An 18,986-nucleotide genomic window follows, 5' to 3' on the forward strand; every position below is an offset into this window, starting at 1 on the left:
AGGCGCCGACGGGCCGACTCCGTGGGAGCCAGAAGTGCGTCGACCCAGGGGCCCTACCCCACCGCGGCGTAGCTCTCGTACGTCTCCTCGTCCTCCAAGTCCACGGGCAGCAGGCCCGCGCCGCGCTCGTACTCGGAGCGCGCCGTCTCCAGGAGCCTGCGCCATGAGGTGACGGTGGGTCGCCTGCGCAGCAACGCGCGGCGCTCACGCTCCGTCATGCCACCCCACACGCCGAACTCGACGCGGTTGTCGAGCGCGTCGGCCAGGCACTCGGTCCGCACCGGGCATCCGGTGCACACCGCCTTGGCCCTGTTCTGCGCTGCTCCTTGAACGAACAGTTCATCTGGATCGGTAGTGCGGCAGGCCGCCTGCGCACTCCAGTCGGTTACCCAGCCCATACCGGCGCCGTCCTCTCCCGAATCGAGGCTCCCCCACGGCGGCAGCGGCATATTCACCGCCGCCAGTTGAGGACGTTACGGAAGGTGGGCACAGCGCAACACCCCCTTCGGGCCCAATCTTGAATGGCCCGAACGGACTATGGGTAAGCGGCAGATCACCCGACGGAGTGAGCGGGCGACATATGGGGAGAACCCGGCACATCGGGAGAGTTCAGTTGTGTCACGGCGGGCACTCGACGCCACATAAGGGAAAGTCGGGCAGGAATCCGTCGGAATCGGGAGGGACGGAGGCTTGTTGCCGCACCGCACTGCTGTGACAGTTGAGAACAGCTTAGGCCAAGGCCTTCCTCCCTGTCCGGCGATTGGCAACCTCCGTGGAGTGGTGCCCGACCGCTCCTGGCGGCGGGGCGGGCGGCCCGGATGTCACGATCCGGCACTCGAACATCCCGAGGAACACTTGCTCCCTCGGAACGCCGTTGCGTACGGATTAGGCTGCCCCCATGGGAAAGAAGCGCTCCGGCGGTGGTCTGTCACCAATTCAACAGGCCGCGAAGTTCCTAGGTGTCAGCGTGCTGGCGGGTGCGGTGCTGGCCGGGATCGCCCTGCCCGCGGCCGGAGCGCTGGGCCTGGCGGCCAAGGGTTCCGTCGAGGGATTCGACGAGATCCCCGCCAATCTGAAGCAGCCGCCGCTCAGCCAGCGCACCAGCATCCTGGACAGCAAGGGCGGCCACATCGCCACGGTCTACTCGCGTGACCGCACGGTGGTGCCGCTCAAGAACATCTCGCCGTACATGCAGAAGGCGATCGTCGCGATCGAGGACGCCCGGTTCTACGAACACGGCGCGGTCGACCTCAAGGGCATCCTGCGCGCGCTCAATCAGAACGCGCAGAGCGGCGGCGTGTCGCAGGGCGCCTCGACGCTCACCCAGCAGTACGTGAAGAACGTCTTCGTCGAGGAGGCGGGCGACGACCCGACGAAGGTCGCCGAGGCCACGCAGCAGACCCTCGGCCGCAAGATCCGCGAGCTGAAGTACGCGATCCAGGTCGAGGAGAAGCTGGGCAAGAAGCGCATCCTCAAGAACTACCTGAACATCACCTACTTCGGTCAGCAGGCCTACGGCATCGAGGCCGCCTCGCAGCGCTACTTCTCCAAGCCCGCCAAGGAGCTGAAGCTCCAGGAGGCCGCGCTCCTGGCGGGCATCGTGCAGTCGCCCAGCCGGTACGACCCGGTCAACGACGCCACGGAGGCCACCCAGCGGCGCAACGTGGTGCTGCAGCGCATGGCCGACACGCACGACATCTCGCAGCAGGAGGCCGACAAGGCCAAGAAGACGGAGCTCGGTCTGAAGGTGAGCCGCCCCAAGAACGGCTGCATCACCGCCGTCAGCGGCGCCGGTTTCTTCTGCGACTACGTGCGCGAGATCTTCCTCAACGACCCGGTCTTCGGCAAGACGAAGGAGGAGCGGGCCAAGATCTGGAACCGCGGCGGTCTGAAGATCCGTACGACGCTCGACCCGCAGTCGCAGGAGTCGGTGCAGGCGTCCATCAAGGAGCACGTGAACAAGGCCGACGACGTGGCGACCGCCGCCACCCTCGTCGAGCCGGGCACGGGCAAGATCCTCGGCATGGGCCAGTCGCGGCCCTACGGCTTCCGCAAGGACGAGACGACGATCAACCTCTCCGTCGACAGCGACATGGGCGGCGGCGCGGGCTACCAGCCCGGTTCGACGTTCAAGCCGATCGTCGCGGCGGCGGCCCTGGAGGGCGGCAAGTCCGCCGGGCAGAGCTATGCGTCGCCGTACGAGATGCCGTATCCGGAGCGGGTCCCGACCTGTAGCGGCAAGGACTGGGTGAACGTCAACAACGAGAAGCTCACCAACGAGAACGAGTCCGAGGTCGGCCCGTACGGCATGCGGGAGGCGACCGCCAAGTCGGTCAACACCTACTACGTGCAGCTGATCGGCGACGTCGGCATCTGCCCCGTGACGAAGCTGGCCGCCAAGATGGGCGTCGAGCGGGCCGACGGCAAGGAACTGGCGCAGGCGCCGTCGATCGCCCTCGGCACGCAGGAGATGTCGCCGCTGACGATGGCGAGCGCGTACGCGACCTTCGCCTCGCGCGGCACGTACTGCTCGCCGGTGGCCATCGAGTCGATCACCACGCTCGCCGGCAAGTCGCTGCCGGTCCCGAAGACGACGTGCTCGCGCGCGATGTCGGAGAAGACGGCCGACACGATCAACACCCTCCTGAAGGGCGTGGTCGAGGACGGCACCGGCCAGAAGGCGGGGCTCGGCTCCCGGGCGAGCGCGGGCAAGACGGGTACGACGGACTTCCGTTACGCCGCCTGGTTCGTGGGCTACACCCCGAACATGTCGGGCGCGGTCTGGGTCGGCGACCCGCAGCACAAGCGGCAGATGGTCGACATCACCATCGGCGGAGTCCCGTACGACAAGGTCTTCGGTGGCGAGGTGCCGGGCCCGATCTGGCGCGACGCGATGAGCGGCGCGCTGGCGAACAAGCCGGCGCCGAACTTCAGCTCCGTGCGGCTTCCCGGGGGCGACAAGGGCCGCGACAGGGGTGGTGACGGTTCCGGCGACGGCGCGGGTACCGGTACCGGTACCGGCGACGAGGGTGATGGCGGTGTCGGAGGCGGCGACGGTGGCGGTGGCGGTGGCGGGGATGACGGCAAGCCGGGCACCGGCGGGGGTGGCGACGGCGACCCGTGGCCGGGTATCTCGATCCCGCCGGACATGCTCGGTGGCCTCGGGAACGGTGGCGGCCACGGCGGGGGTCACGGCAATGGTGGCGGGACCGGTGGGGGCTGGCGGCGGTAGCGGTAGCGATAGCCGCTGACGGCAGGTGAGTAGTACGAAGATGAGGGCGCCCCCTGGTGCAGGGGGCGCCCTCATCGGCGTACGAGGTGCCGGGAATCGGGGTCCGCGTACGGCGGGAGCCGGAACCGGAGCCGAGTCGTGAGCGCTGCTGAAGCCGGGACCGGAGGCGTAAGCGCCGCTGGAGCCGGAACCGGAGTCGTAAGCGCTGCCGGAGTCAGGGGCCGGCGGGCCGAAAGCGGGAGCCCTCGGGCCGAACGCGGCGAACGGAGAGCGGTGGGGCGGCGGACGGGGAGCGGTGGGGCGGGGTCAGCCCGCGAGGAGCTTCTTGACCGTGGCGGCGACGCGGCCACCCTCGGCGAGCCCCGCGACCTTCGGGTTCACGATCTTCATGACCTGGCCCATGGCGCGCGGCCCCTCCGCCCCGGCGGCCCTGGCCTCCTCGACGGCCTGCGCGACGATCGCCTGGAGCTCGTCGTCGGAGAGCTGCTTGGGGAGGTACTCGGCGAGGACCTCGCCCTCCGCCTTCTCCCGCTCCGCCTGCTCGGTGCGCCCGGCCTGCCCGAACGCCTCCGCGGCCTCCCGGCGCTTCTTCGCCTCGCGGGCGATCACCTTCCGCACGTCGTCGTCGGAGAGTTCGCGCGCCTGCGTGCCCGCGACCTCTTCCTTCGTGACGGCGGTGAGGGTCAGCCGGAGCGTCGAGGAGCGCAGCTCGTCGCGCCCCCGGATCGCGGCGGTGAGGTCTTCCTGCAGCTTCGACTTGAGCGTGGTCATGGGGTGATTGTGGCAGGTGCGGGGCGTTTCCTGCCCACTGATTTCCCCGGGGCGCGGGCAGGTTGGCCGCCGGCTCCCTCGCGTCGGAGGGGCGTCGGCATCTGACACGATGGGAGGATGCGCGCGCGATACGCAGTACCCCTGGGCATCACGGCGACGGCCGCGGCCGGTCTCGCCTACTCCGTGGGCTTCGAAGCCCGTTCGTTCCGGCTGCGGCGGATCACGATCCCCGTCCTGCCGGCGGGGATGCGCCCCTTGCGGGTCCTCCAGGTCTCCGACATCCACATGGTGTCCGGGCAGCGCAAGAAGCAGCGGTGGCTGCGCTCGCTCGCGGGCCTGCGCCCCGACTTCGTGATCAACACGGGCGACAACCTCTCCGACCCGCAGGGCGTTCCGGAGACGCTGGACGCGCTGGGCCCGCTGATGGAGTTCCCCGGGGCGTACGTCTTCGGGTCGAACGACTACTACGGGCCGAAGCCGCGCAACCCCGCCCGCTATCTCGTCGAGAAGGTCCAGGGCAAGCACGGCCTCAACGGCAACGCGCCCGCCGTCGGCGTCATCCACAACCCCTGGGAAGACCTGCGCGACGGTTTCGACGAGGCGGGCTGGGTGAACCTCACGAACACCCGCGGCTCGCTGAAGGTCGACGGCTATGAGATCGGCCTCACCGGCGTGGACGACCCGCACATCAAACGCGACCGGTACGCGCGCGTGGCGGGCGGTCCGGACGCGGCGGCCGACTTCTCGATCGGCATCGTGCACGCGCCGTACCTGCGGTCCCTCGACGCGTTCACGGCGGACGGCTACCCGCTGATCCTCGCCGGCCACACCCACGGCGGCCAGGTCTGCATCCCCTTCTACGGCGCCCTGGTCACCAACTGCGACCTGGACACGGACCGCGTGAAGGGTCTCTCCACGCATACGGCGCAGGGCCGGACGTCGTTCATGCACGTGTCCGCGGGGTGCGGGGCGAACCGGTATACGCCGATGCGGTTCGCCTGTCCTCCGGAGGCGTCGTTGTTGACGTTGGTGGGGCGGGGGTAGGGGGGCGGGCTCGGGGGCCTTGGGGGTCTCGGAGACCCCGGGGGGCCGGGGGCCCGGGGAACCCGGAGATCTCGGTGAGCCTTCTGAAGGGCGGCCCGTGCGGATCACTGGCATACGTGTCCGCCGCCACCACCCCTACGGTGGAATGCATGATCACACCGACCCCCTCGGGCCGCTTGAGCCGCTCGGGCCGCCTGGGCCGCTCGGGCTACTCGGGCCGCTCAGGCCGCTCGCGGGCCTCGCGTGCGGCCGGCGCCGCGAGTGTCCCCGCGGAGGCAGTCGTGCCACCGGTACGCCGCCCCCGCGTGGCCGCCCTGCGTGCCCTGATCGCGCTGGCCGCGGTGACCGGAGTCGTGATCGACCTGGTCACCGGCAGCCCCTTCCGCGTCCTCAGCTACTTCACCGTCCAGAGCAATGTGCTGGTGGCGGTGGTCCTCGGCCTCTCCGCCTGGCGGGCGAGGCGGGCCCGGCGCCCCCTCCCGCCATGGCTGACCGGGGCCACGGTCTTCTTCATCGCCCTCACGGGCCTCGTCTACCACCTGGTCCTGGCGAACGGTTCCAGCGGCTTCTCCATGACGGACGTGGGGCCGACGGCCGACTGGCACGCCCTCGCCAACCATCTCCTGCACACCGTGACCCCGCTCGGGGTGGCCCTCGACTGGCTGCTGCTCACGAGGCCGGGCGGCCTGCGCCCCCGCCACGCGGCCCTCTGGCTGCTCTACCCGCTGACGTACCTGGCCTTCGCCCTGACCCGCGGCGCCCTGCTGCCACCGGGCTCGACGGCCCGCTACCCCTACCCGTTCCTGGACGTGGCCGCCCACGGCTACGCCGACATCCTCGGCAACGCGATCATCTTCGGCACGGCCTTCTACGCACTGGCCCTGCTGACCGTCGCCCTGGACCGCTTCCGCCCCGGCCCACGAAGCCCGAAGAACCGGATTTCGCCTCAGGCCGCCGGTCCGCTAAAGTAATCGATGTCGCCACGGGCCTGCAGCAATGCGGGGCGGTGGAACAACGACATCGGGGTGTAGCGCAGCTTGGCAGCGCGCTTCGTTCGGGACGAAGAGGTCGTGGGTTCAAATCCCGCCACCCCGACAGCCGAAATATCAGGTCGGGCGCCTGATCCGCATCGCGGGTCAGGCGCCCGACCTGCGCCAGGGGTCGTTTGGGAGAAATACGGGAGAAGATCTTGGTCGGCTTCTCCCGGGCGGGGCGACGACCACGGTGCGAGGTGCGTCAGACCCTGGCGCCACACTGCTGCGCCTCCGCAAATTCGGGTCAGGGCTCATGGACGCGCCGTCCGTCGGCGCCGCTCTCGGACCCGCCCGCGCCCGTGGTCGCACAGCGGTCCACGGGCCAAGTCGCCCCCACCCAATCGGTTGCCATCTGCGGGGTGCCGAAGTGAGCCCAACAAGGGCATGGGATGACCTTGAGCCCCTTCCTTTCAGCGTTCCCACTCCAAGGTGAGTACGGCCGCGGTGATAGACGACACTCGATTCGGTCTGCACCGAACTCTGCGGAAGAGTCACCAAGACTTAGGCGGGCCGCACCCCGCTCCGCCGGAGTCCGCGCTGCTGAGGTTGCGCGGCTGACTGTGCGCTGAGTCCACGACAAGGTGCCCTTGGGCGGGCGTTTGACCGGTGTAATCGCCCATGGACCAGCGTCCAGATAGGCGCGCTCGGCGAAAACGGGGATGCCCTGACGCTCGCAGACCCAGGGACGTGGTGGATGCGGGTCGCGGCGAAGTCGTGGGCGCGGCCGGGCAGTGGGTGAGATCCACCACCGCGGCCGTGTAGGCGTGGGCAGTGTCGACGGCGATGCCAAGCCGGCAGCGATCTGGGCGAGGGTGTCGCGCCGACGCAGGCACAAAAATTCGGCCAGGGCACGGCTGGTGCGGCGGGAGTTTGCAGCGGCGGTCATTCCCGCGGGTAACGAAAGACTGATCACCCGCTCCACCAGGGCATGAGACAGGTCGAGGCAGGATAGACCGCCAACCAGGCTCCTGCACCGATGGGTTGAGACTTCAACACCTTCTCCACGGCACGGGAGCCTTGTGCGCTGCGGGCACTACCACCATCTCCCGATCAGTGACCAGGCTGAAACATTCCAGTGAACACCGAGAACTCGATAATTGTTACCCTCGACTGTTCAAGCAAGGCCAACGGGGAAATATCTGTGACAAATGAACTGAGCTCGCTGGACCATCTCTCCACACTGGTGAAGGGCTGGCGCAAACGCCTCACACGGGATCAGATCCCGGAATTGAGGCAGAGCCGTCACGGGAGATCGAAGCTGGTCAGCCAGGAGGACATGGCGCAGCTGACCGGTGTCAGTAGCGTCTGGTACGGAAAGTTCGAGCGGGGCGGAGCGGCGCAGTATTCGGAGGACTTTCTGAACCGGGTCTCCTGTGCTCTGAGACTCGACGAGGCCGAAAGAAAGCTGCTGTTCCTTCACGCGGTTGGCTGGGAGCCGACGAGCCCGGCGCATTGCAAGGACAGCGGCATCACCGACGGAGTCCGACAACTGCTTGAACTCCAGCCGTGGCCCGCCTACGCATCCGACACTGCATGGGATGTCCTTTACCAGAACCGAGCCTTCAGTGAATGGTTCCCCTGTGGGGTCGCCGGTCAGAACGTCGTCAAGGAGGTGTTCGCCCACGACGCCGACAAGCGGATCCGCCTGCACAACTGGGAGCAGGACTGGGCCGGGCCGATGCTGGCCCAGATGCGGATGGCGCAGGCCCGCCACCCCGATAACACCCGCCTGAGCACGGTTATCGAGGAGATTCTCGAAATCAGCGCCTGTGCTCGCCGGCTATGGCGCGAGCACCGGGTCGTCGAGCATGCCCATGGGAACCGGCGCGGTGTGCTCCTGGCGGGCCAAGAGACGCCGACGACCATCGAGATCGTCATGACCTCCCCGCTGAGCAACGGGGAGCTGCGGCTGGTCTCGCTCATCCCAGTGCAGCCGCCGGAGGGATCCAGGTAGCAGACGGCATCGACTGGCGTTGCCCCAGCCGACGGCCGGGGCAACGCCAGATCGATGGGGCAGCACCTTCCGGTTCACCAGGAGGGAGTCTTCGGGAGCGGTTCGCCGTACCAGCATTCGATCATCGAGCGGGCGATCGACACGCCGGAAGGCAACGCCACCACTCCCTCAACCATCGCCTCCCCAAGCTGAGCCCGGGAGAACCAGCACGCCTGGGCGATCTCCTTGCCGTCCACCATGATCCCTGGATTCGTGGTCCGCGCGAAGAAGCCGAGCATCAGACTGGCGGGGAACGGCCACGCCTGGCTGCCGGTGTACTCGACCGAGTCCGCCCGGACGCCCACCTCCTCCAGCACCTCTCGGCGGACTGCCTGCTCCAGTGACTCACCGGGGTCCACGAACCCCGCCAGCACGGACCAACGCCCCACCTCCCACGCCGCGTTCCGAGCCAGCAGGCAGCGGTCCTCGGTATCAGTGACCAGCATGATCACCGCCGGGTCCGTACGCGGGAAGTGCTCCGTCCGGCAGGAGAGACAGCGCCTCATATGCCCGCCGAAGGCAATTTCGGTGGGATTCGCGCAACGAGGGCAGAAGGGGTGGGTCCGGTGCCAGGCGTCCAAAGCCACGGCGTGGACCAGCAGCCCGACGTCCCGGGGCGTCAGAAGCGTCCCGATCTCGCGAAGCCCGGACTCGCGTGCTCCGGGGGTCCGGTAGGGCTTCAGGTCGGGCACCGAGACGGCGAAGTAGTCCACCCCCGCAGTGTCCGAGCCGAGGAAGTACCGCATCCCGTCAGGTGCCGACGAGGCCGGCAGCAGGACGATCCCGACCTGCCCGGTTCCATCTGCGGCCACCAGGGTGCGGTCCTGAGCCACCAGTACCGCCCGGGTACTCTCCCGGTCCCAGGCCGCACTCAGCCAGGTCTCGTCCGTCCGGTGCTCCCCGGCACGGTCCACCGCGGCCCGGGACAGGGCCGGCTCCGGCATTTCGGCAGCTGCGGCCCGCACTAGGACTCAGTCCCCGAAGTGAGTATCTCCACCGTGAGTTCAGCCACCCGTGCCGCCGAGGCGGGATTCTGACCGGTCACCAGGCGGTTGTCCACCACGGTGTGCTCAGCCCACATCGGACCCGGGCGGACCTTGGCCCCACGCTCCGTCAGCCGCGTCTGCAGCAGGAACGGAACCACCTCGGCCAGCTCCATCGACTCCTCCTCGTCATGGGTGAAGACCGCGACCTCCTTGCCGTCGACCAGGTAAGTCCCGTCGGACAGCCGCAGGTTCACCAGCGCCGACGGGCCGTGGCAGACCGCCGCCACCACACCGCCCCGCTCGTACACCGCTGCCGCGAAGGCGGTCAGCTCGGTGGCATTGGGGAAGTCCCACATGGCCCCGTGTCCGCCGACGAAGTACACGGCGGCGTACTCCGCGGGATCGAGCCGGTCCGCAGTGGGCGTGTCGGCGAGCTTCGCGGCCACCGCCGGATCGGCAAGGAACCGGGCCGAGTCCTCGTCATCGGGTGCGACACCGTCCAACGGCGGCGAACCGCCGCGCACGGAGACGAAGCCGACCTGGTACCCGGCCTGGGTGAACACCTCGTAGGGGTGCGCCGCCTCAGGCACGTAGAACCCGGTGCTGCGGCCCGTGTCTCCCAGCTCACCATGGCTGGTGAGAGCGAGAAGGATCTTCGCGGAAGCGGAAGCGGAAGCGGAGGTGGACGAAGACATGGACATGGCTTACCTCTCGGAGGGGACGGTGGGGGTGCGGCCGGAGCGCTGTGCACCCCGTGGGCCACGCCGTGGAGCCGAAAGAGGCGAGGACGTGTCGGCCCACCGGGAGGCCAGGGACCGCCTCGTGGTCGTCGGTGCAGCCGAAGACCACGAGGCGGCAGCGGGGCTCCCCGCCGGCGTCCGCCGACGGATGGCATCGGGCCGCACCGACGGCGTCCGCCGGCGACCGGCAGTGGCAACCGAGCCCTCCAGTCGGCCGTTCGCGGCCGGTGACCGCAGGACGCGGTCCGCGCTGGCCGGGTTCAGTGCCATCGGGATGTCCTGCAGAACCGCCAGCCGCACGAGCGCCTGCACATCGGGGCTGTGCGGGTGTAGTCCCATCGGGTCCCAGAAAAAAATCATCAGGTCCACCTGCTGATCGACGATCATGGCGCCGATCTGTAGGTCCCCGCCGAGCGGACCGCTGGCCACCTGTTGGACGGCCAGCCCGAACCGCTCTGCCAGCAAGGCGCCGGTGGACTCGGTCGCCACCAGCTCGTGCTCGGCAAGTTCGCGGTACTGACGGCCGACCCAGTCGACCATCACCGCCTTCATGCCGTCATGGGCTATCAGCGCGATGCGCATGTCACTTACCCCCGTTGTGAAGTCGGCGCTGTGCGCCACGACCGTGTCCGTTGTCGTCACAGCCCCGACAAGTAATCGCCGTGGTCATCGGTATTCCGTCTGCTGCGGCGCCCACCGCCTACACCGCGTAGCCGTACGGGTCGGGCCAGTGCGGCTCGCCGCCGAGCTTGGCCGCGGCGTAGTGCGGCCAATAGGGGTTGCGCAGCAGTTCCCGGCCGAGCAGCACGACGTCGGCCCTGCCCTGCTCCACGATCTCCTCCGCCTGCCACGGCTCGGTGATCTTGCCGACCGCGCCGACCAGCATGGAGGTCTCGTCGCGCACCTGCTCGGCCAACGGAACCTGGTAGCCGGGGCCCACCGGGATCCGGGCGTCTGGGGCGATGCCACCGCTGGACACGTCGAGCAGGTCGATGCCGTGCTCCATCAGATGCCTCGCCAGCCGCACGGTGTCCTCTCCGGTCCAGCCCTCACGGTCGTCCCGGGTGTCCTCGCTCAGCCAGTCCGTGGCCGACGTGCGGAAGAACATTGGGAGGTCATCCGGCCAGACCTCGCCCACCGCGTCCACGATCTCCAGAGCCAGCCGGATGCGGTTCTCAAAGGAACCGCCGTAAGCGTCCGTCCGCTTGTTGCTGTACGGAGAAAGGAACGAGTTGATCAGGAAGCCGTGTGCCCCGTGTACCTCGACGGCCTGGAAACCAGCCCGCAGCGCCCGCCTGGCGGCGGCGGCGAAGTCCTTGACAATTCCGCTGATCTCACGAACCGTCAGCTCGGTCGGGGACGGATAGTCGCCGAACGGTACCGTGCTCGGCCCCACCGTCTGCCATCCTCCGTCGACCGGGGCGACCGGCTTCCCGCCGCGGAAGGGCGCCGCCGTCGACGCCTTGCGCCCGGCATGGGCCAGCTGGATCGCCGGAACGGTGCCGTGCTCGAGCAGAGAGTCGTTGATCTTCCGGAACGCCTCCTGCTGGCGATCGTTCCACAGTCCGAGACAGCCGGGAGTGATCCGGCCCTCCGGGTTGACCGCAGTGGCCTCGACCAAGATCAGGCCGACCCCGCCCACCGCACGAGTGGTCAGGTGCGTGGTGTGCCAGTCGTTGGGTACGCCGAGCTCAGGGCCGCTGGATGCCGCCGAGTACTGACACATGGGGGCCATCCACACACGGTTGGGGATGGTCAGAGCGCGAAGTCTGATGGGCTCGAAGAGTTTGCTCATGTCTGGTTTCCTTGGAGTGGCGCTGAACGAGATCTGAAGGCGACCGGGCCGGGGCTCAATGCCCCATGCCAAGGCCGCCGTCGACGGGAATGACCGCGCCGGTGATGTAGGCGGCCTCCGGTGAGGCGATGAACCGTACGACCGGGGCGATCTCGCCCGGCTCCGCCATCCGCCGCAGTGGGACGTGCGCACGGATCTCGTCCCTGCGCTCCTGGGAGAGCACGGCTGTCATGTCTGTCGCCACGATGCCCGGCGCCACGATGTTCACCGTGATTCCGCGACTGCCCAACTCTCGCGCCAGCGAACGACCAAAGCCGATCAGCCCCGCTTTGGCCGCCGCATAGTTGCACTGACCTGCCTCCCCCGACAGGCCGACCACCGACGAGATCAACACGATCCGCCCCGACCTGGCCCTCAGCATCCCTCGGCCGGCGCGCTTCACGACCCTGAAAACTCCGCCGAGGTTGGTCTCCAACACGGCACCGAAGTCGTCTTCGTCCATCCTGAGCAGCAGCCCGTCTCGGGTGATCCCGGCATTGGCCACCACCACCTCAACCGGCCCGTGCTCCGCCTCGACCTCGGTAAAGGCGTGTTCCACGTCCGCCGCCGACGTCACATCGCAGCGGACCCCGAAAAGGCCCTCCGGCGGTTCGCCCGAGCGGTACGTGATGGCAACCCGGTCACCTGCAGCGGCGAACTCCCGGGCGATCGACAGCCCGATCCCCCGATTCCCGCCGGTGATGAGAACTGAACGTCCCACAGACTTCTCCTTGCTGTCGCGCGCGGCATCCATCCATTCGGATGGCTCCCCCGTTGGCGCCGACAGATCAGAGAGTAGAAACAAAGATCAACAACTCGCACTTCCGAAAGTCCTGGTTGCCTACCGGGCCTGGTAGAAGTTCATTTGGCTGAGTAGGGACGCGAGTTGACAACCCCGGCGGTGGTCTCTTTCACTGGCCTCCTGATTCCGGGGGCGCATGAAACCGCGATGACAGTGCCGCGCTTCAGCCGAGTGACCGTTCCCGAGCTACACACCGCCCCGAATTCGGCAGGGCGTATCACGGATGACTACCCACACGACCAAAGGAACAGCGCATATGAAGTTCTGGCTCGTTGCAGGCGGCGCCGGCTACATCGGTGGACACGTCGTGAAGGCAATGCACGACGCCGGGGAGCACGTGCTCGTCGTGGATGATCTCTCCACCGGTGCGAAGTCCAACGTGCCCGAGGGAGTCCCCCTTGTCATCGCCGACGTTCGCGATGAACGGGCCTTGGAGCGGGTTTTCCAGGCATACCAGGTGGAAGGCGTCGTCAACCTGGTCGCTCGCACACAGGTCGGCGAATCCGTCGAACTCCCCTTGGCGCACTACCACCAGAACGTCGAGGGTTTCCGCGTTCTATTGTCCGCGATGAACACCGCCGGGGTGCGGAAGCTGGTGTACTCCTCCAGCGCCTCCGTCTACGGGATGCCGGATGTGAACCTGGTCACCGAGGAAACCTCGTGTGCACCGATGAGCCCGTACGGCCAGACCAAACTCATCGGCGAATGGCTCGGCATGGCGGCCCACCAGGCTCACGGCGTGGACGTGATCAACCTGCGCTACTTCAACGTCGCCGGGGCCGCCACCCCGGCCATGGCCGACAAGCGCGTGCTGAACCTCGTCCCGATGGTCTTCGAGAAGCTCACCGCCGGTGAGGCGCCTCAGATCTTCGGTGACGACTACGCCACGCCGGACGGCACCTGCGTGCGCGACTACATCCATGTGGTCGACATCGCCTCCGCACACCTGGCCGCCACTCGCTACCTGCGCGAGCACGACGGCGTCGCACGGACCTTCAACGTCGGTCAGGGCGAGGGCCTTTCGGTGCGTGAACTGATCGAGGTCGTTACCAGGGTGACCGGCCACGGCATCGAGCCGGTCGTGGTCGAGCGGCGTCCGGGAGACCCGGCGAAGGTCGTCGCGGACGCCACTCCCATCAAGCAGCACCTGGGCTGGTCCGCCCGGTACAACGTGACCGACATGGTCTCCTCAGCCTGGGAAGGCTGGTGCCTGCGCCACCCCGAGGCGCGCAGGACCGCCTGACCGCCTGACCGCCTGACCGCCTTCCGTACGCATGCTCTACAGGTCGAGACGACGACCCGCCGCGCCGCGCCCACCCGAGTGTGCCCGAGTACGGACTGTGGCTGAGCAGGGTGTACAACGCCTGGCTCGCCCGGTCCGAGTACGGGCACAGCGTCCGGATGCTGGAGGACATCGTGGCCCTCAGCTCTGGCGTGCGTGGCTCGGTGGAGACGCTCGGCCTGGCCCCGCCGACCAGCGTCGTGATCGAGTCCGACGGCTCCATCGAGGCTGTGGACACCCTGCGGTCGGTCGAGGAGGGTGCCACCCGACTCGGGCTCGACGTCCTCCGCCACTCCTTTGACGAAGCTCTGTCCCATCCAAAGCTGTTGCACCGGCAGCACGGCAAGGAAGCGCTCGCCGAGCAGTGCCGCGCCTGTCCACTCGTGGACGTGTGCGGCGGTGGCTACCTCCCACACCGCTTCAGCGAGGCCCAGGGCTACCGGAATCCGTCTGTCAACTGCGCGGACCTGGAGTACCTCCAAGGCGGCGGGCCGTGCGACGGTGCACCACCTGTGAGGCGAACCTCGCGCAGGGCTGACCATCGCGCTGCGACGACGCTCTGTTCTCGCTTGGATGGGCGCGGCCTCACTCGTCCATGGCCGCGCCCACCTGCATCCGGATCAGTAGGCGATGACGAGCCACACGGAGGGCCGGTCAATCGCGGCTCCGCCGGCGACATCACCGGTGCCGGTCACGGTCGCCGAGGGCGAGGCCGGCGAGTTGCGACGCGAGCGATGCCGGGGGTGCCGTCGCCCCGGACGGGCGTCTCGGTGCTGGGCGAGGAGCCATCGGGCTCTGCGGAGGCTGTTCCGCTCTGCAGCGGTTGAGGGCTTCGGGGGAGGCCCGGGTGGCGGGTATGGCGGCGTTCATCGTGGTCGGAGGCCCCGCAGGAGTAGGGTCGAAGGTGCCGAGAGGGATGTGGGATCGGCTTCCGTGTCGGTTTCTCGTTCGGCTTTAGCGCACCGGGCCGGCACCACTGCCCGGGGACAGGTCGACACCATGACGGTGCTCACCGTAGGACCCTCGCAGAACACGCTGCCCGTCGCGCCTTCCGACCGTTCGGGCTTGCGGTTGTCCCTCAGGCCTCCGGGCCCGCAGGCAGGGCTGCTCGACGGTGCCTGGTGGCCGCGCTCCCGTGACCTCGGGCGTGAACTGCCCGCGCTGACCGCGTTGCTGGACCCCCTGTGGGGACGTATCACTCGGGTCGCCGTCAATCCGGAGTACTGGGCCGGCGTACCGCGCGACGTGCCCGTCAAGGGCCATGTGGTCAAGGTGGGCGGGTTCCGTACCGAGCAGGACCCCCACCAGCTCCTGTTGCTCTCCTACCGCGTCGGTCGCTGGGACCTGTTGGTCGTTCCTCCCGAGGCCGATCCGGCCGTCGCCGCACGGCTCATGGCCGCCGCCTGCGATCCCCGGATCGTCCGCACCGCCAGCGCGCTCATCGCCGCGGAGGCGGGACAGTCGGGCCGCACACAGGCGACGGCGGCCGCAGCGGCAGCGGTAGCGGTGTGGGAAGTCGAGGGGGGCGCCACGGCCGCCCGCCTCAGCGTTCCCGGTGAAGGAAAGTGACAGCCATGGGTATCGGCATCGGCATCACCATCGTCGGCATCCTCCTGTCGATCGCTCTCACGGCGCTCCTCATCCGTCTTCGCGAGGGTCGGCACTCCTCTCGTCGGCTTCCCGTACGCCCTGACGGCCATGACCGGGACGGTCATGGCCACGCCCCGCAGCAGCCCGATGCGAGGGGTACGGCCGCCGGGCACGTCGAGGTCCGCCTCATCTCCGCCGACCCCGACGCGGCGCGGCAGGTCACCCAGCTCCTCAGCCGGTTCTTCGTCTCCGACGAACCCCGCAGCTACCCCACGGGCAGCGAGGGAGGCGGCAGCCGCTTGCACATGACCGTCAACACCCGGCTCACCCGGGAAGCCGAGCCGCCGGCCACGTCCTGGCTCGCCGGCAGCCGCTCGCAGGCCCGGCGCACCCACGTCGGTGAGACGGTCTGACCCCGAGTCTCCGTTTCCCTCCAAGCCACCCCCGTCACCGTCCGAGTCGCCCCGTCGCCGCCCGGTGTGCCGCTTCGTTTTCGCGGCAGGAAAATTCGTGATCTGTGTTCGCGAAGTGAGAGTTTAATGATCCGGGCAGGAAGGGTTTTTGGTGGAACGGGTGGAGGGGAATTATCCGGCGCGCATCGGCCGAGATGTCGTGCTACTGTCTTCATCAGTTGCAGTTGTGGTTCCCGAAAAACTTCAAGTGCTCCTGGTCGAATACTGCGATCGGAGCGCTTTTGTATGACCGGTCTTTTCCGGCGGGGTAATCATCGCGGCGACACGGTGTCCGCGCAGCGCGGATCCCGATGTACTGCCCCAAAGGAGATAGACATGGCTACTGGCACTGTGAAGTGGTTCAACGCGGAAAAGGGCTTCGGCTTCATCGAGCAGGACGGCGGCGGCGCCGACGTCTTCGCCCACTACTCGAACATCGCCGCCCAGGGCTTCCGCGAGCTGCTCGAAGGCCAGAAGGTGAGCTTCGACATCGCGCAGGGCCAGAAGGGCCCGACGGCCGAGAACATCGTTCCCGCCTGACGCGTACGCGCACACTTGCAGCTGGGGCCCGCATCCTTCGGGGTGCGGGCCCCAGCTGCATGCATTTCCCGCACGTCCTGGGGCCCGCCCCTGGTCACGGTCCGGCCGGTGTCCCGGCCGCACCCGTACGCGGGGATGGGTGTGGGCGTTCCAAGCCCCCCTCCCCCGCCCCACTGAACCCGTCACTCGTCACCCGTGACCCCCTCCGCGCCCTGCGCCCTGCGTCCGCCCGATCAGCGACATCAGTGGCATCAGTGGCCAGTTTCGCCTCCGGCTTCCGATATTGATTTCGGCCCGGTTTCGGCTCGCGTTTGAGTTCGGGTTTGAGTTCAGGTTTCAGTCTCTGTTTTTTCTTCGGTCCATTCTTGTGATTCTCTGCGCTGCTCATCGCTGCGGGAATTCCTTGATATGCGCCGCATCGAGGAAGGTTCCCCGCATGAACCGCACACGTTCGAACGACCGTTTCGCCCGCCCCCGTAGTGGCAGTGGTCACAGCCGTCGGCCCGCCGCCGTGCAGGGTGAGTTCGCTCTCCCCAAGACCATCACCCCGGCGCTTCCCGCCGTGGAGAACTTCGCCGAGCTGGGCATGCCGGCCCCGCTCCTCGCCGAGCTCGGCAGGCAGGGTGTGGCCGTCCCGTTCCCGATCCAGGGCGCGACGCTGCCGAACTCCCTCGCCGGCCGTGACGTCCTCGGCCGCGGCCGCACCGGCTCCGGCAAGACCCTCGCCTTCGGCCTCGCCCTGCTGGCCCGTACGGCGGGGCAGCGCGCCGAGCCCCACCAGCCGCTCGGGCTGATCCTCGTACCCACCCGTGAACTCGCGCAGCAGGTGACCGACGCGCTCACCCCGTACGCCCGTTCCATCCGGCTCCGCATGACCACCGTCGTCGGCGGGATGTCGATCGGCAAGCAGGTCGCCGCGCTGCGCGGCGGGGCCGAGGTCGTCGTCGCCACTCCCGGCCGGCTGAAGGACCTCATCGACCGCGGCGACTGCCGGCTGAACCAGGTCGGCATCACCGTCCTGGACGAGGCCGACCAGATGGCCGACATGGGCTTCATGCCGCAGGTCACCGAGCTGCTCGACCAGGTACGTCCCGAGGGCCAGCGGATGCTCTTCTCCGCCACCCTGGACCGCAACGTCGACCTGCTCGTGCGCCGCTACCTGACGGACCCCGTCGTCCACTCCGTCGACCCCTCGGCCGGCGCCGTCACGACGATGGAGCACCACGTCCTGCACGTCCACGGTGCCGATAAGCACACGGCCACCACCGAGATCGCCGCCCGCGACGGCCGCGTGATCATGTTCCTGGACACCAAGCACGCCGTCGACCGGCTCACCCAGGACCTGCTCAACAGCGGTGTGCGGGCCGCCGCGCTGCACGGCGGGAAGTCGCAGCCCCAGCGCACCCGCACCCTGACGCAGTTCAAGTCCGGGCACGTCACGGTGCTCGTCGCCACGAATGTCGCCGCCCGCGGCATCCACGTCGACAACCTCGACCTCGTGGTCAACGTCGACCCGCCGACCGACCACAAGGACTACCTCCACCGCGGCGGCCGCACCGCCCGCGCCGGTGAGTCCGGCAGCGTCGTCACGCTGGTCACCCCGAACCAGCGCCGCGGCATGGTCCGCCTCATGTCGGACGCCGGGATCAGCCCGCAGATCACCCAGGTCCGCTCCGGCGAGCAGGAGCTGCACCGCATCACCGGCGCCCAGGCCCCCTCGGGGATCCCGGTCGTCATCACCGCGCCGGTGACGCAGCGCCCCAAGCGTGCCGGTGCCGCCCGTGGCCGTCGCCGTCCCGTCTCGGCGGCGCGGCGTGCGCACGTACAGCAGCAGCGGAGCGCCGGTGACGCGCCGGTCGCCGCGGCCGTGGCCGTGACCGCCGCGTAGCTCTCGTTCCCCGAAGCCGTCCCCTCTCCGTAGGAGCACCCTTGACGCTGGTTCAGACGCTGGTCCGCCCCATGAGCGCCGGGTCCGTGCTCACCTCGGAGGACGACACCGCGGAGGAGGCCGAGCCGCGGGTCTGGGCCGACATGACCGTCGAGGACGCCCTGTGCGTCATGGCCGGCGCTCGCGTCAGCCGCCTCGTCGTCTGTGACGAGGACGGCAAGCGCACGGACCTGGTCACGTTGGCGGGGCTCACCGCCGTCCGTTCCGCTTCCGGGTACACGGACCGGGTCCGCCTGCGCGACATCGTCGCCCTCGGGGCTGTCGGTGCTGTCGGTGCCCCAGGGGCTGTCGGCGCCCGCGGCGCCCTCGCCGTCTGAAACAACTCATCGTCGCCACCCTCTCCCTGCGAGGTCTCATGCGCTGTGTCATCGCTCGTTTCCCGTTCGACCTGACCAAGAGCGGCGTGCTCGAGACGATGAAGGGCGTCAAGCCCGAACCCGTCACCGGGCAGTCCGTGATCATCGGGCGGCGCCACTACCCCGTCAAGCAGGTCGGCCAGGTCATCACCCGCCAGGACCCCCGCGACTTCAGCGCGGGCGAGGTGCTCCGCTCCATGGCGCAGCTCGGCTTCACCTGCCGTACGGCGCCTCCTGTCCGGGTGCCGGCCGTCGCCCCCTCGGCCGTCCTCAGCCCGCTCCAGCGGGCGTCCGCCATGCTGGGCGCCCCTGTGTCCGCCATGGCCGCCGTGCCCGCCGTGCCCGCCGTGGCCGTCTGATCGGAACAGCAGCAGCGAGGGCC

The 18,986-nt window shown here is 68.8% G+C and carries 18 protein-coding genes, 1 tRNA gene and 1 pseudogene; 12 read left to right on the forward strand and 8 right to left on the reverse strand.

What is annotated here, in order from left to right:
• Positions 1-53: 53 nt before the first annotated feature.
• On the reverse strand, positions 54-398 hold the full coding sequence (locus ACZ5GP_RS12760; protein ID WP_030782081.1) for a WhiB family transcriptional regulator: 345 nt from the start codon (positions 396-398) through the stop codon (positions 54-56).
• A 500-nt stretch (positions 399-898) separates the two neighbouring features.
• Between ACZ5GP_RS12760 and ACZ5GP_RS12765 the strand changes: the two genes are divergently transcribed.
• Positions 899-3,232: a transglycosylase domain-containing protein gene (locus tag ACZ5GP_RS12765; protein ID WP_468750870.1), complete on the forward strand. Its 2,334-nt coding sequence runs from the start codon at positions 899-901 to the stop codon at positions 3,230-3,232.
• Positions 3,233-3,538: 306 nt separating this feature from the next.
• On the opposite strand, the gene ACZ5GP_RS12770 is transcribed toward ACZ5GP_RS12765, so the two are convergent.
• Positions 3,539-4,003 (reverse strand): GatB/YqeY domain-containing protein, encoded by a 465-nt coding sequence (locus ACZ5GP_RS12770; RefSeq protein WP_468750871.1) that lies wholly within the window; start codon positions 4,001-4,003, stop codon positions 3,539-3,541.
• Between the two features lie 117 nt (positions 4,004-4,120).
• Here ACZ5GP_RS12770 and ACZ5GP_RS12775 point away from each other — a divergent pair, with 117 nt between their 5' ends.
• From ACZ5GP_RS12775 to ACZ5GP_RS12785, 3 genes are all read left to right on the forward strand, one after another.
• On the forward strand, positions 4,121-5,047 hold the full coding sequence (locus tag ACZ5GP_RS12775; RefSeq protein WP_468750872.1) for a metallophosphoesterase: 927 nt from the start codon (positions 4,121-4,123) through the stop codon (positions 5,045-5,047).
• A 149-nt stretch (positions 5,048-5,196) separates the two neighbouring features.
• A complete protein-coding gene (locus tag ACZ5GP_RS12780; RefSeq protein ID WP_468750873.1) occupies positions 5,197-6,018 on the forward strand; it encodes a Pr6Pr family membrane protein in 822 nt (273 codons plus the stop codon).
• Between the two features lie 50 nt (positions 6,019-6,068).
• Positions 6,069-6,142: transfer RNA gene (locus tag ACZ5GP_RS12785), tRNA-Pro, on the forward strand.
• A 349-nt stretch (positions 6,143-6,491) separates the two neighbouring features.
• On the opposite strand, the pseudogene ACZ5GP_RS12790 reads toward ACZ5GP_RS12785, so the two are convergent.
• Positions 6,492-7,045: pseudogene (locus tag ACZ5GP_RS12790) on the reverse strand (transposase family protein).
• Positions 7,046-7,222: 177 nt separating this feature from the next.
• On the opposite strand from ACZ5GP_RS12790, the gene ACZ5GP_RS12795 reads away from it, so the two are divergent.
• Positions 7,223-8,035, forward strand: a complete 813-nt coding sequence (locus ACZ5GP_RS12795; RefSeq protein WP_468750874.1) for a helix-turn-helix transcriptional regulator — start codon at positions 7,223-7,225, stop codon at positions 8,033-8,035.
• Positions 8,036-8,109: 74 nt separating this feature from the next.
• Here the strand turns inward: ACZ5GP_RS12795 and nudC are convergent, their stop codons facing one another.
• The 5 genes from nudC to ACZ5GP_RS12820 form a co-directional block, all read right to left on the reverse strand.
• Positions 8,110-9,018 carry an NAD(+) diphosphatase gene (nudC, locus tag ACZ5GP_RS12800; protein WP_468750875.1) on the reverse strand — a complete coding sequence of 303 codons (909 nt, stop codon included), beginning with the start codon at positions 9,016-9,018 and terminating at the stop codon, positions 8,110-8,112.
• A gap of 20 nt (positions 9,019-9,038) precedes the next feature.
• Positions 9,039-9,755, reverse strand: a complete 717-nt coding sequence (locus tag ACZ5GP_RS12805) for a type 1 glutamine amidotransferase domain-containing protein (RefSeq protein ID WP_468750876.1) — start codon at positions 9,753-9,755, stop codon at positions 9,039-9,041.
• A gap of 9 nt (positions 9,756-9,764) precedes the next feature.
• On the reverse strand, positions 9,765-10,382 hold the full coding sequence (locus ACZ5GP_RS12810; RefSeq protein ID WP_468750877.1) for a methylglyoxal synthase: 618 nt from the start codon (positions 10,380-10,382) through the stop codon (positions 9,765-9,767).
• Between the two features lie 118 nt (positions 10,383-10,500).
• The gene (locus ACZ5GP_RS12815) at positions 10,501-11,595 is read right to left on the reverse strand and encodes an NADH:flavin oxidoreductase/NADH oxidase (protein WP_468750878.1); all 1,095 of its coding nucleotides are present in this window, start codon (positions 11,593-11,595) and stop codon (positions 10,501-10,503) included.
• Between the two features lie 55 nt (positions 11,596-11,650).
• Complete coding sequence (locus tag ACZ5GP_RS12820) at positions 11,651-12,355, reverse strand: beta-ketoacyl-ACP reductase (RefSeq protein WP_468751270.1); 705 nt, start codon at positions 12,353-12,355, stop codon at positions 11,651-11,653.
• Positions 12,356-12,692: 337 nt separating this feature from the next.
• Here ACZ5GP_RS12820 and galE point away from each other — a divergent pair, with 337 nt between their 5' ends.
• From galE to ACZ5GP_RS12855, 7 genes are all read left to right on the forward strand, one after another.
• A complete protein-coding gene (galE, locus tag ACZ5GP_RS12825; protein WP_468750879.1) occupies positions 12,693-13,679 on the forward strand; it encodes a UDP-glucose 4-epimerase GalE in 987 nt (328 codons plus the stop codon).
• Between the two features lie 1,038 nt (positions 13,680-14,717).
• Positions 14,718-15,287 (forward strand): DUF5994 family protein, encoded by a 570-nt coding sequence (locus ACZ5GP_RS12830; protein ID WP_468750880.1) that lies wholly within the window; start codon positions 14,718-14,720, stop codon positions 15,285-15,287.
• Positions 15,288-15,292: 5 nt separating this feature from the next.
• Positions 15,293-15,721, forward strand: a complete 429-nt coding sequence (locus ACZ5GP_RS12835) for a hypothetical protein (RefSeq protein WP_468750881.1) — start codon at positions 15,293-15,295, stop codon at positions 15,719-15,721.
• Between the two features lie 375 nt (positions 15,722-16,096).
• Complete coding sequence (locus tag ACZ5GP_RS12840) at positions 16,097-16,300, forward strand: cold-shock protein (RefSeq protein WP_004986771.1); 204 nt, start codon at positions 16,097-16,099, stop codon at positions 16,298-16,300.
• 436 nt (positions 16,301-16,736) lie between these two features.
• Positions 16,737-18,188: a DEAD/DEAH box helicase gene (locus ACZ5GP_RS12845; protein ID WP_468750882.1), complete on the forward strand. Its 1,452-nt coding sequence runs from the start codon at positions 16,737-16,739 to the stop codon at positions 18,186-18,188.
• Positions 18,189-18,229: 41 nt separating this feature from the next.
• Positions 18,230-18,565: a CBS domain-containing protein gene (locus tag ACZ5GP_RS12850; RefSeq protein ID WP_468750883.1), complete on the forward strand. Its 336-nt coding sequence runs from the start codon at positions 18,230-18,232 to the stop codon at positions 18,563-18,565.
• Between the two features lie 38 nt (positions 18,566-18,603).
• Positions 18,604-18,963, forward strand: coding sequence for an SCO5918 family protein (locus tag ACZ5GP_RS12855; RefSeq protein WP_468750884.1), 360 nt, complete (start codon positions 18,604-18,606; stop codon positions 18,961-18,963).
• Positions 18,964-18,986 lie beyond the last annotated feature (23 nt).

Source organism: Streptomyces sp. NPDC031466 (assembly GCF_055581265.1).

Excerpts from the sequence above, each read along its gene's own strand:
- ACZ5GP_RS12760 (WP_030782081.1), bottom strand. The coding sequence starts at position 398 with ATGGGCTGGGTAACCGACTGGAGTGCGCAGGCGGCCTGCCGCACTACC.
- ACZ5GP_RS12765 (WP_468750870.1), top strand. The coding sequence starts at position 899 with ATGGGAAAGAAGCGCTCCGGCGGTGGTCTGTCACCAATTCAACAGGCC.
- ACZ5GP_RS12770 (WP_468750871.1), bottom strand. The coding sequence starts at position 4,003 with ATGACCACGCTCAAGTCGAAGCTGCAGGAAGACCTCACCGCCGCGATC.
- ACZ5GP_RS12775 (WP_468750872.1), top strand. The coding sequence starts at position 4,121 with ATGCGCGCGCGATACGCAGTACCCCTGGGCATCACGGCGACGGCCGCG.
- ACZ5GP_RS12780 (WP_468750873.1), top strand. The coding sequence starts at position 5,197 with ATGATCACACCGACCCCCTCGGGCCGCTTGAGCCGCTCGGGCCGCCTG.
- nudC (WP_468750875.1), bottom strand. The coding sequence starts at position 9,018 with ATGCCGGAGCCGGCCCTGTCCCGGGCCGCGGTGGACCGTGCCGGGGAG.
- ACZ5GP_RS12805 (WP_468750876.1), bottom strand. The coding sequence starts at position 9,755 with ATGTCTTCGTCCACCTCCGCTTCCGCTTCCGCTTCCGCGAAGATCCTT.
- ACZ5GP_RS12810 (WP_468750877.1), bottom strand. The coding sequence starts at position 10,382 with ATGCGCATCGCGCTGATAGCCCATGACGGCATGAAGGCGGTGATGGTC.
- ACZ5GP_RS12815 (WP_468750878.1), bottom strand. The coding sequence starts at position 11,595 with ATGAGCAAACTCTTCGAGCCCATCAGACTTCGCGCTCTGACCATCCCC.
- galE (WP_468750879.1), top strand. The coding sequence starts at position 12,693 with ATGAAGTTCTGGCTCGTTGCAGGCGGCGCCGGCTACATCGGTGGACAC.
- ACZ5GP_RS12830 (WP_468750880.1), top strand. The coding sequence starts at position 14,718 with ATGACGGTGCTCACCGTAGGACCCTCGCAGAACACGCTGCCCGTCGCG.
- ACZ5GP_RS12835 (WP_468750881.1), top strand. The coding sequence starts at position 15,293 with ATGGGTATCGGCATCGGCATCACCATCGTCGGCATCCTCCTGTCGATC.
- ACZ5GP_RS12840 (WP_004986771.1), top strand. The coding sequence starts at position 16,097 with ATGGCTACTGGCACTGTGAAGTGGTTCAACGCGGAAAAGGGCTTCGGC.
- ACZ5GP_RS12845 (WP_468750882.1), top strand. The coding sequence starts at position 16,737 with ATGAACCGCACACGTTCGAACGACCGTTTCGCCCGCCCCCGTAGTGGC.
- ACZ5GP_RS12855 (WP_468750884.1), top strand. The coding sequence starts at position 18,604 with ATGCGCTGTGTCATCGCTCGTTTCCCGTTCGACCTGACCAAGAGCGGC.